This window comes from Maribacter caenipelagi, from assembly GCF_004364175.1.
GTDB lineage: Bacteria > Bacteroidota > Bacteroidia > Flavobacteriales > Flavobacteriaceae > Maribacter > Maribacter caenipelagi.
In genome coordinates, this window is the sequence record NZ_SNZW01000011.1 from 153,886 (window position 1) to 172,258 (window position 18,373).

The window sequence follows — 18,373 nt, forward strand, 5'->3', positions numbered from 1 at the left end:
CCCTTTTCAACTCAGATTTCCTCAGATACTTTAGAAAAGAGCGATGTAATATTTCTAGAGATTAATTATTTACTTTTCTTTTCAATGCTACAAATTTCATCACACTTGAATTTGATAACTATAATTCATAAAATGACGGTTTAACTATTTTTAATCAACTGTTATGTTTCAAATTTGATTACAAAAAGCGGATAGTATTATTTGTGTACTAACGACTTTTGGGTAGTATGAACTCATTTGTAGCATGGTCTTTCTTGAAAGATTTGGAAATATGTGGAATTAATATAACAGCTTTTTAAAAGTAAAAATATTCTTTTTCAACAGGCTATTAGATTTCCGTTTTTTGTTTATGACACCTCGTATATTAAGCTTGATAAAGAGTTTAAGAGCTATTTAAACATAGAACTGAACTAATCTCAATTACTTGTAACTTATTTTTTAGAGTCGCTTATGGCGCCTTAAACAGACTTTGTGTTTCTTAATGCTAAGTCCATCATAGTAAAATCAAAAAAAGAAGTTCTAAAAACACACTATAGAATAGTTTATTATAGTGCTAAATCAATTTTATGTTTATAATCAACCGTATTTAATACGGGTTATATTTTATAAACAGTACCTCAAAAATTGACTAATTGCGTGTTGGTTTTGTCTTCGAAACCATCATTTTGTAACCTATAATTATTAAAACTTTCACAAAAGAATAGCAATAATTACAAGAAGAATTCAACTCAATTTTTGATGAAATTCATTGAATTTAACGTCAAGATTTAAGCTGTTATTCAATAAATGTTGACTACTAAATTCTCTCAAATCGCCGCAAATTTAAAATTATAAAAGCAACGCCATTACTTGCGTAATCGTTTAAATACGCTCTTTTCTCAAAAGTTCAAACCCATTCTATTCGCTGTTTCACAACAGAAAACATCGTTACCACAACAATAAATTCTTTAGCTAACTAGTATGGTTAATATTTGTTATTGGAGAATTCCGCAAGGAACGATGCGAAATTGATATTGAATGATTGGAAGACTTCAACAAATTTACAAAATGACCAGACTGACTCAATTTTTAGATTTTACCAAACACACTTCTCTCATGGGAAAACAGTACTCAAAATGTTTATTTTTCATTTTATTCTTAGCGCTAGGTTTACAAACTGCCGTCTCTCAAGTTAAAAATGATTTTGACGTTCGTTATGAGGCGGATATTCGAGGCGAACTTACCTTTATTGCGAACAATATTGTAAACAGGTATATTCCTGAAAGCACACGTAGACAATGGGTCTTTAGAAATGGAAGATGGAGACGTGAAACCATTACTATTCCCGCAGTGACACCCAATGAACCTCTAAACGATACCGGTAATTCATCAGATTACAATGACAATTACAGCATGCAATATATTGATGTTGATAATGATAACAGTACTTTCAGTTCTAGTAGTGCAAACCTAGAAATTCCGGATGTTGATTGTTCTTTGGTTCGTTATGCCGGCTTATATTGGTCAGCCGTTTATGTAAATGCAGACAGGAGTAATATTGATGAAATTAAATTTATGACACCTGGAGGTGCATATCAAGATATCACCGCAGATGAGATTATTTTTGATGGTAATGGTGATGCTGATTTTGGTTATTACAGTCCGTATGCCGCCTATAAGGATGTAACCTCAATTGTATCGGGATTAGCAAATCCTAACGGAGATTATTTTGTTGCTAATGTAAGAGCTAGTACCGGCAATAATATTTCAGGTGGTATTTCAGGTGGATGGAAAATGGTTATTGTTTATGAAAACCCTAATTTGCCTGGAGATAAATTTATAACCACTTTTGATGGTTATGCAGGTGTTAAATCAGGAGAAAGTATTGATATTCCAGTAAACGGATTTACAACTCTACCAGCTCCTTTTCCTGTGTATGCAAACATGGGTGTAGCTGCTTTAGAAGGGGACAATAGAATTGGTGGTGATGCTTTGCAAATTAATGCGAACGGTTCGTTTACCACGTTAGCAAATGGTCAAAACCCAGCGAACAATTTTTTCAACTCTAGTATTACTCAATTTGATACTCAATATACTAATAGAAATCCTAACAGTATAAATACTTTAGGATGGGATGTTGATCTTTTTGAAATACCAAATGGTGGCGCCAGTAATACGATTATACCTAACGGAGCAACTAGTGCTATTTTAAGAGCAAGTTCTTCACAAGATAAATATGATATTTTCTTTACTTCTTTTGATGTAGATATTATTGCCCCAAATATTGTATTGGAAAAAAGAGTACAAACACCAGGTGGTTTAGATATAACAGGGCAGGGAGTAAATTTAGGGCAAACGTTAGATTATGTTTTAACCTTTGAAAACATCGGTAACGACGATGGTGTTAATTATACGATTAGGGATGTTTTACCAGTTAACGTTTCTCCACCGGATGGACGTAGCTTTTTTAATGCTACTGATTTTTCTTTTCCTGCACCAATATGTACAGGAACACCTAGAACATGTTATGAAATTACTTATGCATATGATCCAGCGAGTAGAGAAATTGTTTTCAATATTCCAGATGTTTATGTTGAAGACGAAGATGGTGAGTATTCTATTATTTTTCGAGTTCAAGTTGCCGAAAATTGTTTTGACTTTATCAACGCTTGTTCAGATTTAATTGAAAACCTTGCTTATAGTTCATATAGAGGAGAAAATAATTCTGCACAGGTTACTGATGACCCTAGTGTTACCGATTTTAATTCATGTGGTTTTATAATACCAGGTGCGACCAATTTTCTTTTAGATGATTTATCTGATTGTAATTTTGAAAGGACGATAGAGCTTTGTGGTACTAGTGCAATTTTAAATGCTGGTGATGGTTTTGATACTTATGTGTGGTATCGCGATACAAACAGTAATGGCGAAATTGATGCTACTGATATTGAAATTAATGACGGTGATCCAGATAATGACCCAAGTACTCAAGTTGTAACACTTGTAGGTCAATATATTGTAGATAAAATTGTTGCTGATCCTTGTAAAGGTTTTAAAGAAATTATTACTGTAGAACCATTTGGTTCTGGTAGTTTACCAAACCCGGTAACAGAATATTTTAATGAGGTAAATGGAGATACTGATCCAAGTAATGATATTCCTGGTGAAATAGTTTTCTGTAGTGATGACAACTCTTACTTACCAAAAATTTTCTTGTGTGGTATTAATGATTCGCAACCATTGGCAGTAAACATAGTTGATGCACAAAGCGTGGCTTGGGAACGTTTGGTTGAAGGTAGTTGTGGCGTAGATGTTGGTGAAGATTGTGCCAATAGAGCACTTACGTGTACATGGACAGAAGTAGGTACTGGTAGCAATTATTTATTGAACGCACCAGGTGAATATAGATTATCTGTTGTTTATCAAAACGGTTGTACAAGCCGCTTTTTCTTTAAAGGGTTTCAGAACAACTTAGATATAGAATTTAATAATAGAGATATTGTTTGTGATACCGATGGTAACATTACCATTACAAATCTAGGAAGTGGATATGGATATCAGTTGGTAGACAATGATACTAATAACGTTATTGTACCATTTAGTTCAAACAACGGACCTAGTTTTGATTTTGGTTCTGGTGAAAATGGTTCTTATAGAGTAGAGGTTACTCAACTTGATACTAGCGGCAACCCTATTCAAGATGCTTGTGTTTTTACTACTCCGGTAATTGGGGTACGTGAGCGTGCGATTACATATAATGTTAGTGTAACACCTGAAACGTGTTTTAATTTAGGAACAGTTAATCTACAGATTACAGATGCAGATCCACCATATGCTTTTGAGATTAGAAGAGATGATGGTGCAAACGGCGGACTAGGTACTCTTATAGACAGCCAAAATGGTCATGCAGATAATAACTACACTTTTACAGATGTAAGTGCTGGTGATTATATAGCTTATATTTCTACAGATGATGGTTGTTCTTATAGTGAAGCAGTAACTGTTATTAATGAAAATGACCTTGATCTTACTGCAAGGGTTTCTCAACATATTACTTGTAGAGAAGGTAATATTTTAATGGATTCTGAGGGCGGTAAAACACCACATACCTACGCCATTTGGGAACACATAGACCCTTCTGGTACAACCGTAACATCTTATCCTAATTACTCGGATATACCTCCTACAAACTTTCAGAGCAGTCAAATATTTGACATTTTTGACCCAGGAGATTACACCTTCGTAGTTTTAGATAGAAATGGTTGTTATAGTGAATCAAATACCGTTACTATAGAATTTAGACCTGCCGCCGAATTTGCCGCAACTACGGTTAACGATGTTTTATGTTTTAACGAATCTACAGGTAGAATACAGTTTAATTTAATAGATGACAATGGGTATCAACTAACATTTTTCCTGTTTGACTCAGATGATCAACCTTTAGGTGAAAATACAACGGGTCTTTTTCCAAACTTGGCAGATGGTGATTATAGAGTTGTAATCAATCAAAGAAAAGGTAGTGCGTCATGTGATTATGAAGAGAATTATTCAATTTCAGCACCAGCTTCGGCAGTAAGCGGAACATCTATTTTAATTCAAGATTATACCTGTTTACAAGATGGTATTATAGAAGCTCAAAATGTAACCGGAGGTACTGCACCTTATGAATATAGTATTGATGGAATCAACTTCATTCCAGATACGACCGTAAATGCACATCGTTTTGAAAACCTAACAGATGGCACTTATAATCTTGTAATTAGAGATGCCAACGGGTGTACTCTAAGTACAGACGAAATTGTGATAGACAGACCTAATCCTCCAACGGATTTAACTTTTACAGAATCACAAATTACCTGTCCGGCACAAACCGTTAATTTAACGGTGAATACTATTAATGGTACTGCACCTTATGTGTATTCAATTATAGCACCAGCTACAATTGCACCAACGAGTACTTCAGGTAACGAAGCTGCTTTTGATGGTTTAGCTCCTGACACCTATACGGTTAGAGTTACAGATGCCGACGGTTGTTTTTATGATGAAAATTATACAATAAATGCGATTAACCCAATTACTGCAAACGGTCAAACTACACAACCAATTAGTTGTTTTGGTGCTGCAGATGGCGTTATCCGTTTTAATGTAAACTTCCAAGCAGGTCAAAATTTCACGTATACCATTACCGGTCCTGCAGGAGTTGTTAGAACCGGGGGTACCGAAGCTTTAATTGATAATATCAACAATTTGGCTCCTGGCATATATACCATAGCTATTGTTGACACTGATACTAACTGTACATATAGTGCTTCACATGAATTGGAAGGTCCGGCTTCGGCATTGACTATTTCTAGTTTAACAGAAATACAACCTAGTTGTACATCACAGGGTAGTGTAAGTGTTCTTGCCGATGGCGGATGGGGAAGCTATGTTTATGAACTGAATAATCCAGATAATTCTGTATTTGGTTCTAATTCAACGGGTTCTTTCAATGGCTTATCACAAACTGGAACTTATAACGGTACTATTACCGATGCTAATAACTGTAGTATTCCATTTACTTTCGATTTAAACCCAGCAACTGCTCCAGTTTTAGAAATAACACCAAATCAAGATTGTTTTGACGATGCTGTATTATTGACATTGACCGCTAGTGTTTCTTCTGGTGGAGATGGAACTTTTCAATATAGCTTGAATGGTGGTCCTTTTAGTAGTACAAACGTATTCGCAAACCTTTCTGCGGGAACATACACTATCGATGTTAGAGATGGTAATAATTGTACAGATACAGAAAGTATTACAATTGACCCGGCGTTAACAGTAAATGCAAGCGCAGGTAATATTACCGCTTGTGGTACCGATACGGATATTACTGTTTCTGCAGCTGGTGGAGATGGTAATTATGTGTACGCTGTAGTGGCTGACGGAGTTATACCAACCGCTGGTGATTTTAATGTAAATAACACAGTTACGGTTACCGGAATTGGTGACTATGATGTGTACGTAAGAGACAATAGCGGAAACGCTGATTTCTGTGAATCTTCATATGAGATTACAATAGACCAAGATGCTCCTGTAGCCGCAACAGAAACTGTTGTAGATGTTACTTGTTTTGGCGGAAATAATGGTAGTATCTCTTTAGCCCCAAGTGGTGGTGAAGCTCCATATACCTTTAGTATCAATGGCGGTATTTTCGGTACAGAAAGTTCTTTTAATAATCTTACTGCGGGCACGTATGATGTTAGGGTAAGAGACGCGAATAATTGTGAAGCGATATTATCACTTCCTGTAGACGAGTTACCTGAAATTATTGCGGAAAGTGTACAAACCGAAGATTATACTTGTAATCAATTAGCAGAAATTACTGTGGGTAGCGTAACACCTACAACAGGTGGTTCTGGTTCGTATCAATATAGTCTAAATGGTGGTGCTTGGACGGCGGCTACGGCGGGCGGTACAGTTTTTACCGATTTAACGGATAATACATATCAGGTTCAAGTTAGAGACGCAAACAATATCAATTGTGTTGTAGCTCTTCCTGAAATTATAATTGCTCCTTTACCAATACTACCTTCATTAAGTAGCAGTGTTGCTTATAGTTGTGATGGAACGGGAATTATCACCATACTTCCAAACGATGCAGCTTATACGTATAGCATTGACGGTAATACCCCTCAAATAGGTGACAATGTATTTAATAATGTTTTAGTTGGTCAGCATACAATAACCGTAGACTATGGTAGTGATTGTACTACAGACATTATTGTAACTGTTGAAGATGGCTTTGCTTTTGAAGCATCTTTATTAACCTCTAAAGATTTAGATTGTAATGCAGATAACTCTGGTTCGATAACTTTTGAAGTAGATAATTATGGTGCAAGCGGATTCGAATACAGCTTAGATAATTTTGCTAGTATTTTAGGTAGTACTACGGTATCACCTCAAACAATATCTGGACTTGCAGCGGGTAGCTATCGAGTATATGTTAGAGATGCAGCTAGTACTTTACCAGGTTGTATAACATTTTTTGACCACATTATTAACGAACCAACATTAGTTGTTGCTGATGCTGCTCGTACACAAGATTTTACATGTAACAATGGTGGTGCAGAAATTACAGCTAGTGCTATAGGTGGTACTCCAGGATATGAATATCAATTAGAAGAAGATGTAATCGGAATTGTAACTCCATACCAAACAAATACTGTATTTAGTGGTTTACCGGCCGGTACATATAATGTTCGTGTAATGGATGCGAATGGATGTATCGATTTAATCGACACACCTATTGTTATTTCAGCCCCAGAAATACCTGCTTTCACTTTACAAGAAACACTGTGTTATAGTGGTAGCAATGATGCAACTATTGTTGTAGATGTTACAGCAGGAAATGGTGATTACCAATTTAGAATCAACGGTGGTTCTTTTGTAACTCCGACTCCACTAGATGCAACAACGTATACTTTTACAGGTCTTTCAAATGGTACATATACTATAGAAGTAACAGATGCTTTTGGTTGTGATGCTCCGGCTCAAACGGTAACCATCGATCAACAAGTTACGGTCAGCGCAAGCGCGGGCAGTATTACCGCATGTGGTACGGATACCGACATCGATATAACCGCTGCAGGTGGTGATGGGAATTATGTTTATGCGGTAGTAGCTGACGGAGTTATTCCAACAGCTGGCGATTATGCAGCAACGAATCTGGTTACCGTTACCGGTGCTGGAGATTACGATGTTTATGTTCTTGACAATAATGGTGGCACCGACGGGTGTCCTGCAATGTATGATATTTCTATTGCTCAAGATGCTCCTGTAGCCGCAACACCAACTGTTGTAGATGTTACTTGTTTTGGCGGAAATAACGGTAGTATCTCTTTGGCCCCAAGTGGTGGCGAAGCCCCATATACCTATAGTATCAATGGCGGTATTTTCGGTACAGAAAGTTCTTTTAATAATCTTACCGCGGGCACTTATGATGTAAGGGTAAGAGATGCGAATAATTGTGAGGCGACATTATCACTTCCTGTTGACGAATTGCCTGAAATTATTGCGGAAAGTGTACAAACCGAAGATTATACTTGTAATCAATTAGCAGAGATCACTGTTGGTGGTGTAACCCCTACAACGGGTGGTTCTGGTTCTTATCAATATAGCTTAAACGGTGGTACTTGGACAGCGGCTACTGCCGGCGGAACAGTTTTTACCGATTTATCCGATGGCACATTTACTGTTCGCGTAAGAGATGCAAACAATATTGCATGTGTAATAAGCCTTCTGAATATCATTATTGCTCCATTGCCAACGGCACCTTTATTAAGTAGTTCTGTTGATTACAGTTGTGATGGAACAGGGACAATAACCATACTTCCGAATGATGCAACATACACGTATAGCATTGATGGAAATACTCCTCAAATCGGTGACAATGTATTTAATAATGTATTAGTTGGCCAACATACGATTACCGTAGACTATGGTAGTGATTGTACCACAGATATTATTGTAGATGTTCAAGATGGCAATGCTTTTGAAGCTGCAATTTTATCTTACGAAGATTTAGATTGTAATGCCGATAATTCTGGTACCATAACTTTTGAAGTTGAGAATTTTGGAGCAGGTGGTTATGAGTATAGCTATGATAGTGCTTTTGCAACTATTGAAGGTAGCGATACTGCTGCAATGCACCAAATAACAGGTTTAGCTGCCGGTACTTATACCATCTATGTTAGAGATGTAGACAACCCAATTGCCGGTTGTACTGAAATGTTGACTCAAATTATTAATGAGCCTGCAGTTTTAACGGTTTCTAATACACCAACACAACCTACATGTATTGATGATGGTGCTGTAAATATTACGGTTACAGGTGGTGCTGCTGCATATTCTTATGTAATTCAATTACCAGATGCTTCATTCACGCCAGTACAAAACACAGGAATATTTACCGGTCTTGATCAATTAGGTTTACATACGATTACGGTTACCGATGCAAACGGATGTACTGATATTGATACCTTTACTTTGGTAGCACCGGTTATTCCAGTAGCTAGTATTTTACCAACTTCAGATGTATGTTTTGATTCTTCTGTAACTGGTTCGGCAACTATTGAAGTTGGTGCAACTGGCGGAGTTGCTCCATATTCATATAAAATGAATACAGGTGTATTTGCAAACTCAAACACTTTTACAAATCTAACACCAGGAAGCTACACTTTTGAAATTAGAGATGCGAATGGTTGTACAGACACCATGACTTTTGATATTGAAGCCCAATTAACGGGTAATCTTGCTTTAACCAAAGACTTAGATTGTTCTGTATCGCCAGAGGCAACTATGAATTTAGTGACCAATGGTGGTTATGCTCCTTACACGTATGAATTGGAAGTTAATGGTGGAGGGTTTGCTGTTTTTGCAGGAACATTCCCGTATTCAACTTCAACTATAGGCACCTATAGATTTAGAGTAACAGATGATCAAGGTTGTACTGCTGTTTCTAATTTGGTTACTGTAACGGCAACTGTAAATCCTGTTGCAACGGAAACCATTACCAATCCTACTTGTTTTGGTGACACTAACGGCATTGTTGAAATTAACGTTGATCCTAATTTTGGATCTTCGCCATATGAAATTAGTTTTGACGGTAGTGCTTTTACAAGTCAAAGAGTATACACAGGTTTAGCGGCTGGGACATATACGTATATCGTAAGAGATTCTAAAGAATGTACTTACAATGGTAGTGTAGATGTTATTGACCCTGTATTGTTCGATGCAAATGTTGTGGCTACCGATGTTAGTTGTGGAGGTGTTGGCATTGGTGATGTTCCTGGTAGTATTGAAATTACAATTACAAGTGGTGGTGCACCGAACTTTACATATACACTTTACGATAACCTTAATAACCTAGCGACAACAACTAGTCCTAACCCATTAGTAAACACAACCGATACTGTAGTTAATTTCGGTGGTTTGGCGTTTGGTGATTACTATGTTCGTGTATTAGATGCGAATGGTTGTGAATATTACGAAAACCCGGTAAGAGTTCTTTCTAACCCATATATTGCTGTTGATGCGGTAATACCTGCTGTTAGTTGTGTAACCGGTGGTACAGTTGAACTTACGGCTAGCGGAGGTTCTGGAAATTATAATTTCACGATTTATGGTTCAGGTAGAACACCAGATGCTGAGGCGCCAGGAGCTACTGCTGATGAGGAAGTGGCAACGTATAACGGACTTAATCCTGGTCAGAATTATGTATTCCAGGTGATTGACGTAACAACAGGTTGTTCAAGTTATATTGATGCTGACATTCCTAATTTATCAACTATAGATGTAGTACCAACTCCAACGGTAACCGATGTTGCCTGTTTTGGTGATACTAATGGGTCAATTGCTTTTCAATTTGAGGGTTATGATACTTCGGTTACTACCATTAACTATGAAATAAGAGAAAGTATAAGCAACATACCATTAGGTGCTGCATATTCAGGTAGTGTAACGGGTCCAAACGGTCCTGGTCCAACAGCTTTAGAAACAGTATCAAGTATTCCTCCTGGAGATTATGTATTATTCTTCCAAGAAGCAGCTACGCCAGAGTGTACAAATACTTTTGAGTTTAGAATATTAGAGCCTAACCCGGTTACCTTGACTTTGGCAGACCAAAATAATGGCTACTGTTCAGAAGACGCTAATGTTACTGTTATTGCAGGTGGTGGTAATGGTTCTTATACCTATGCCTACGTTGAAAATGGCGTTCCTCCTGTTGCTGGTGATTATGTTACTAGTAACTATGCAGAATTAGACCCTTCGGTTAATACCGAATGGGATATTTATGTAATGGACGGAAATGGCTGTTCTACAGCTTTACCGATAGATGTTACTATTGCAGATGATCCAACCCCAGCTATTTCTGGTGTGGTAATCAACCAATGTACTGCAGATGAAGGTGAATTTATTATAGAAATTACGTTAGATGGTGAAGGGTCTCAACCGTATACACTAAGTGTAAACAGTGGTTCATACCAGTCTTCTACGTTAACGACCGCAGGTACAACGCATCAGTTTACTGATCTTGGTTCTGGCAATTATACCGTTCAGGTTCGTGACTTTAATGGATGTGGAAATTTAGAAAACATTGAAATTTTCCCACCAACTTCTATTACCGCAGAGGTAACTACTCAACCCTCATGTACTGAAGGTGATGGTGAAATTATAATTACCGCATATGGTGGTTCTACATTCTATGAATATGAATTATTTGATAATGGAGGAGTTAGCGTAGCTGGCGGACCTCAACTATCACCAATTTTTACAGGATTAGATTCAGGTGTATATACAGCTCATGTTTATGATACTGTTTTAGGTGGATGTACTGCCCAAACCGATGTTGAATTAGAATTAGCAACCCCGGTATTATTTACTACAGATATAACACCTGTTACCTGTTTTGGAGATACTGATGGGTCAATAGTCGTTCTGTTAGATGCCACTATGGACAACCCTCCATATGTATTTCAATTATTTATAGAAACGGCACCTTCAGTTTTAGTACCTGTTGGTGTTCCGCAAACAACTTCTACATTTAGTAATCTTGCTGCAAATGATAATTATGTAGTTAGAGCAACTTCTTCTCGTGGTTGTGTGTTAGAAGTAGATAGTCCGGTAGCTACTCCGTTGCAAATAACAAATGTAACTGCTGACGTGGTTGAATTTGGTTGTACCGTAGGTAATAACCCTAACAATGCAACGGTAACTGTAGATACTGCAGCAATTACAGGTGGTAGTACTACTTATGTTACCTATGAGTTTATAGATAGTAGTTCTGCTATTGTTCAATCGGGTACATCAAATGTATTAACGGTTACAGATAGAACAGGGGAGACCTATACTATTAATGTGTATGATGATAATGGTTGTTCAGGTAGTACAACAGCTACAGTTCTTCCTTTTGATGAAATGATAGGAGCAACAGCTGCGGTAACGACAACAGTTACGTGTGCGCCAGGTAGCGACGGAGTAATTACGGTTACAGCAACTTCTTCTGCTAGTGATACTACGAAATATGAATATAGTATCAATAACGGTTCAACTTATGTTTCTACCAATGTCTTTGGCGGATTATCTGCTGGAAACTACAATTTCTTAGTAAGACACACTGATACGGGTTGTATCGTAACTGCTTCAGCTATAATTGAAGAGCCAAATACGTTTAATATCGATGTCGCTAAAACGAGCGATGTAATTTGTTTTGGCACAAATACTGGCGAAGTTACTTTTGAATTGGTCGATGCTACGTATAACACAGGATTCGATTGGGAAATTTTCCGTACTGATAACACTTCTGTTGTTAGTGGTTCAGAAGCTGCAAATGGTCCAACATCGATTATTAATTTAGGTGTAGGTGAATACTATGTTTCTATTTCACAAACCAATAATCCATTCTGTACTAATGTTGAATTTTTCAATATTGCAGGTCCTGATGCTGATATTACAGGAGATACTATAGTAACTGATATTACTTGTGCTTTAGGAGATGGTTCAATTACGATTACTGACGTTGTCGGTGGTTGGGGTGGCTATAATTACTTTGTTGATACGGTAGCACCAACATTACCAACTGATTTCATTGCAGATGCTTCTTTCGCAGGATTAGGAGCGGGTACATACCAAGCATGGGTTCGTGACGCAGAAGGTTGTGAGCGATTAATTCAAGATAACATTGTTTTGGATGTTCCAGAACTGATTGATGCCGATTTACTTGTTACTGTTGAGAATTGTACAAACTTACAAGGCGTATTAACGGTAAGCAACGTAGTTGGCGGACAAGGAAGTAACTATACCTACCAATTGAGATTAAACGGTAGTGATTTCCGTGCTCCACAGAATACCACAGTTTTCTCTGGTTTAGGTGCTGGTGAATACGAAGTAATTGTTTCGGATCAATGGGGTTGTACGTTTACAACTGATTCTAGATTATTGTATGAGCAGTTGAGCGCTACTACTTCAGTTGATAAAGCAATTGACTGCACAAGTATACCAGGCGGTACAATTACTATAAACGTAACTGGTGGTTCAACAAACCTTGAGTTTATAATGACACCTCCAGCAGGTGTTGCAGTAACTCAGTTGAATGACCCAACATTTACAGGATTAACTGTTGATGGTCTTTACAGTTTCTTAGTTAGAGATTTAGATACTACAAATCCTGTTTGTGAGTACCCAGTAACGCAAGAATTAGCTCCTGCCATACAGCCAGTATTTACAGATTCTCATATAGACATTACATGTTTTGGATCTAATGACGGTTCAATTACATTGACACAAGTGGAAAACGGAGTAAATCCGCTAACATTTGCCATATCTCCTGTAGCAGGAACATTTAACCCAAGCAACAATACGTTTGAAGGCTTGCCTCCAAATACGTATGTGGTAACTGCAACAGGAACCAATGGTTGTAGTGCTGTTTCAGGTAATATTGTAATAGATGAACCTACATTAATTTCGAACATCAATACTTCGGTAGTAGAATTCGGTTGTACCGTGGGTAATAATCCTAACAACGCTACAATTACCGTTGACGAGGCTGCCATTACAGGTGGTAGCGGTAACTATGTAATCTATGAATTTTTAGATAGCAGTTCAACTATTGTACAATCTGGTGCGTCTAACGTATTAATTGTTACAAATAGAGCAGGTGACACCTATACTATTAATGTATATGACGATAAAGGATGTGCTGGTAACACAACGGCTACCGTACTTCCTTATGATGAAATGACAGGAGCAACAGCTGCCGTAACGACAACAGTTACGTGTGCCCCAGGTAGTGATGGTGTAATTACGGTTACAGCAACATCTTCTGCTAGTGATGCTACTAAATATGAGTATAGTATCGATAACGGTTCAACTTATGTTCCTACCAATGTCTTTGGCGGATTATCTGCTGGAAACCATAACTTCTTAATAAGACATACAGACACAGGTTGTTTCGTAACAGCTTCAGCTATAATTGAAGAACCAAATACGTTTACTATTGATGTTGTTAAGACAAATGATGTAATTTGTTTTGGAACGAATACTGGTGAAGTAACTGTTGAATTAATTGACGCTGCATATAGCACAGGATTCGATTGGGAAATTTTCCGTACCGATAATACTTCTGTTGTTAGTGGTTCAGAATTAGCAAACGGTCCTACACCAATAATTAACTTAGGTGTTGGTGAATACTATGTATCAATATCACAATCTAATAATCCTTTCTGTACCAATGTTGAATATTTCAATATTGCAGGTCCTGATGCTGATATTACTGGAAATACTGTAATAACAAATATTACATGTAACCCTGGTAATGATGGTTCAATTACAATCATTGACGTAGTTGGTGGTTGGGGTGGCTATACATACTATGTAGGTGTAGGTATTCCTGCAACTGTAGATTTCGTGGCAGGTGCTACTTTCGATTCGCTTACAGCAGGTACTTACCAGGCATGGGCACGAGATTCTGAAGGTTGTGAGCGATTAATTCAAGATAATATTGTTCTTGATGTTCCAGACCCAATAGCGGCAATATTAGAAGTAAACATAGAGAACTGCACAAACTTACAAGGAGAAATTGAAGTGAGTATGCCTACTGGCGGACAAGGAAGTAACTATACATACCAATTAAGATTAAACGGTACTGATTTCCGTGCACCACAAAACACGAGAGTATTCACAGGTCTTGGTGCTGGTAGTTATGACGTAACGATTATAGACCAATGGGGTTGTCCTTTTACAACCAATGCGGTGGTGCTTTATGAGCAAATGGATGTTTCTACGACAGTAGATAAGTCTATTGATTGTTCATCAATACCTGGTGGTGAAATCACAGTGAATGTTAATGGTGGTTCTACTAACCTTGAGTTTGAAATGACGACTCCGTTAGGTAGCGTTGTAACTCAAACAACAGGTGTATTTACAAACTTAACTGAGGCAGGACCATATCGTTTCATCGTAAGAGATTTAGATACAACTAACCCTGTTTGTGAAAGAGAAGTGACTCAAACATTAGATGCGCCGGTTGATCCAGTATTATTAGATGCAACTATTGTAAACGTAAGTTGTTTCGGTGGTTCAGATGGTAATATTAGCGCTAACATTGATCCTGCTACGAATACAAACCCTGAATATCAATATGAATTATATGATATCGCTGATTTGGTTAATCCGATAGCATCTCAAACAAATCCTTTATTTACAGGATTAACAGAAGGTGATTATCAAGTACGGGTTATTTCTAGTAGAGGTTGTGAAGACATCAAGAATGAAACTATCACAGAACCATTAGCATTAACGGTAAGTGCGACGGCAACAGAATTTAGTTGTTCAGCAGATAATAGTGTTAATACGGCAACAATAACGGCAACAGCTGGCGCAGGTACTGGTACCGCACCATATTTGTACAGTATAGACAATGTAATCTTTCAAACATCGAATACATTCAATGTTAGCGATACAGGAAGTGCACAAACTATTAATGTATATGTAAAAGATGCCAAAGGTTGTGACACGTTCGATACGGTTACAATTCAACCTATCAACACGTTTACAGCTTCTATTGCACAAGATATAGCTATTAATTGTGCTGTTAATGAAACAATTACAATTACCGTTGCCGATAATGGACTGGCACATAACTATGGTTATGAGTTGTTACCGATTGGAAATACAACGGCTACATTAGTAAGCTCTACCGCAACAACAGCTACGTTCGATTTAACCACTGTAGGCTCTTACGTATTTAGAGTTACAGATTTAGATACGGGCTGTTTTGTAAATACCGCTAGTTATCCGGTTGCTCCGTTCGATTTAATTACGGCAACAGCTACACCTGTATCAGAGGTTACATGTTTTGGTGATGCTAACGGAAGTTTAGAAATTGATATCGATGGCTATACGGGTAATTACACTTACGAGGTATTTACCACGGCAGGAGTTTCTGTTATAGCATCGACTGCAACCGACACCAGTGTTAACCCAAGAACGATTACAGGATTATCTGGTGGCAGCTACTATGTTACCATTACGGAAACCGATGTTCCTTTATGTTCAGAAGACACGAATATGGTGACTATTGTATCTCCGGATATTGCTTTAAGTGGAACTGTTACTCCTTTAGCAGAAGCAACCTGTACAGATGATCAAGGTGAAATTAGAGTAGAAGTTGAAGGTGGATATAAGCCATATGATATTGTATTGACCAATACCTTAACAGGAGATGTGTATACAATGGATGACGTTAATGAAGGACTTTTCACAGATTTAGCTGCGGGGGATTTTACAGTAAGCATTACCGATGATGCCGGATGTGTAGTAAATTATACAGAAACATTGGCAGCTGCAACTCCAATAGTTGCCAACGCCACTCCGCTTGTAACAGACTTAGCTTGTTACGGTGATACAGGAGCTGTAGTTACTGCAAATGTAACTGGTGGCGGTAGTGGTAATTACGAATATCAGTTGAATTATTATGATGAAACCGGTACTACAATAACAAATACAACTGGAGCACAAACTAATCCTAATTTTAGAGATTTAGGTGCAGGTTTCTATAGTGTTACCGTAATTGACGGATGGAATTGTGATACAACAACCAATGTAGTTGAGGTAAGAGAGCCAACTGAAGTACAGGCTAGCTTAATTAGAACAGACGCATTAACCTGTGAGTCTGGCGCGGCGTTCGAGCTTAGCGCAACAGGTGGTAGTGGAACATATGAGTATAGTGTTGACAATATCAACTTCTTACCAATGACAAGCAACCCAATTGGATTACCGGAAACTGGTGAGTATGGTGCAGGTAGATATCAATTCTATGTTCGTGACGCTGTAAATGGTTGTGAGTCTGCAATTTCTAATGCTATTACAGAAAGTGAGATTCCACCATTATTATTAACGGTAAACGAAACTGCTGCAGTATTAAATTGTACCAGCGAAAGCACGGCTATTATTTATGCAACTGCTGATGGCGGATTAGGAAACTACCAATATGAATTATTTACAGATAGTTCTTTAAGCGTAGCCTCTAGAATTGCTGGTCCACAATCTCAAGGAGTGTTTAGAGATTTAGGTGCAGGTACTTATTATGTTACTGTAATTAGTGATGATTGTGAAACAACACCAGAAACAGTTGTTATTGATGAGCCAACGCCGCTTTCTTATACAGACAATGTTATTGATATTACCTGTGAAGGTGAAGATAACGGCGAGATTTCGGTAACGTTATCTGGTGGAGCTGGCGGTTATCAATATGCGATTTCTCCGAACTTAAATCAATTTTATGCTGAAGGTATATTTACCGAATTGACTCCGGGAGAGTATACAATCATTGCACAAGACCAAAATGGTTGTTTCGAATACTTGACATACACTATTTCAGAGCCGTCAAGTTTAGAAGTAACGGCAGAGACTACACCAGAAATTTGTGTTGATAGCCAAGATGGTTCTATCATCCTTGAAATAACAGGAGGTACGGCACCATATAGCACAGCGTTAAATTCGAATAGCGATGAAGATTTTGTACTGAACAGAACAGAATTTTATGATATGGCTGCAGGTAATTACTTAATTGTAATTAAAGATGCAAATGGTTGTGATACCAACGTAGTTGTTGACATTGAAACCGGAGTAAACCTTAACGCTACCGTAGTACCAGTTTATGAATGTTCGGGCGATACTCCAGATAACTATGTAAATATAACACTTGAAGACGATGGTGTAATTGGTGATGTACTTTATGCGATTGACTCTGTTGATCCAGCTGATTTTCAATTGAATCCTGATTTTAGAAATTCAGCTCCAGGTAATCATTATATAACCATTGCCCATTCTAATGGATGTTTACAAACAGTTGATTTCGTAATTGAAGCATTTGAACCTTTAACTCTTGTTTTAGAGCAAAATAACATGAACGAAATAACAGCTATAGCAGAAGGTGGTCGAGAAGACTATACTTTCTTCTTCGATGGTTATGACAATGGCGATAATAATACGTTCTATATCACAAGAACAGATACCTATGAGGTACGTGTTGTTGATGAGAACGGATGTTCTACGGTTGCAAACATATTCATGGAGTTTATAGACATTGAATTGCCTAATTTCTTTACGCCTGACGGAGACGGACAGAACGATTTATGGATCCCAAGAAACATTGAACAATACCCTCAAATACTAATAAAAATATTTGATCGTTATGGTAGAGTGGTTTCCGAACAAGCAGTTGATTCTGAAGGTTGGGACGGAACATACTTAGACAACGAATTGCCAACCGGAGACTACTGGTATGTAGTGAAACTGAACGGCGATCGAGATGAAAGAGAATTTGTTGGACACTTTACTTTATACCGTTAAA

Annotated in this window: 1 protein-coding gene; it reads left to right on the forward strand. The window is 37.6% G+C overall.

Annotated elements, in window-relative coordinates:
• The first annotated feature begins 1,047 nt into the window (after window positions 1–1,047).
• Window positions 1,048–18,372, forward strand: coding sequence for a T9SS type B sorting domain-containing protein (locus DFQ03_RS01525; RefSeq protein ID WP_166637419.1), 17,325 nt, complete (start codon window positions 1,048–1,050; stop codon window positions 18,370–18,372).
• Window position 18,373: the final 1 nt, after the last annotated feature.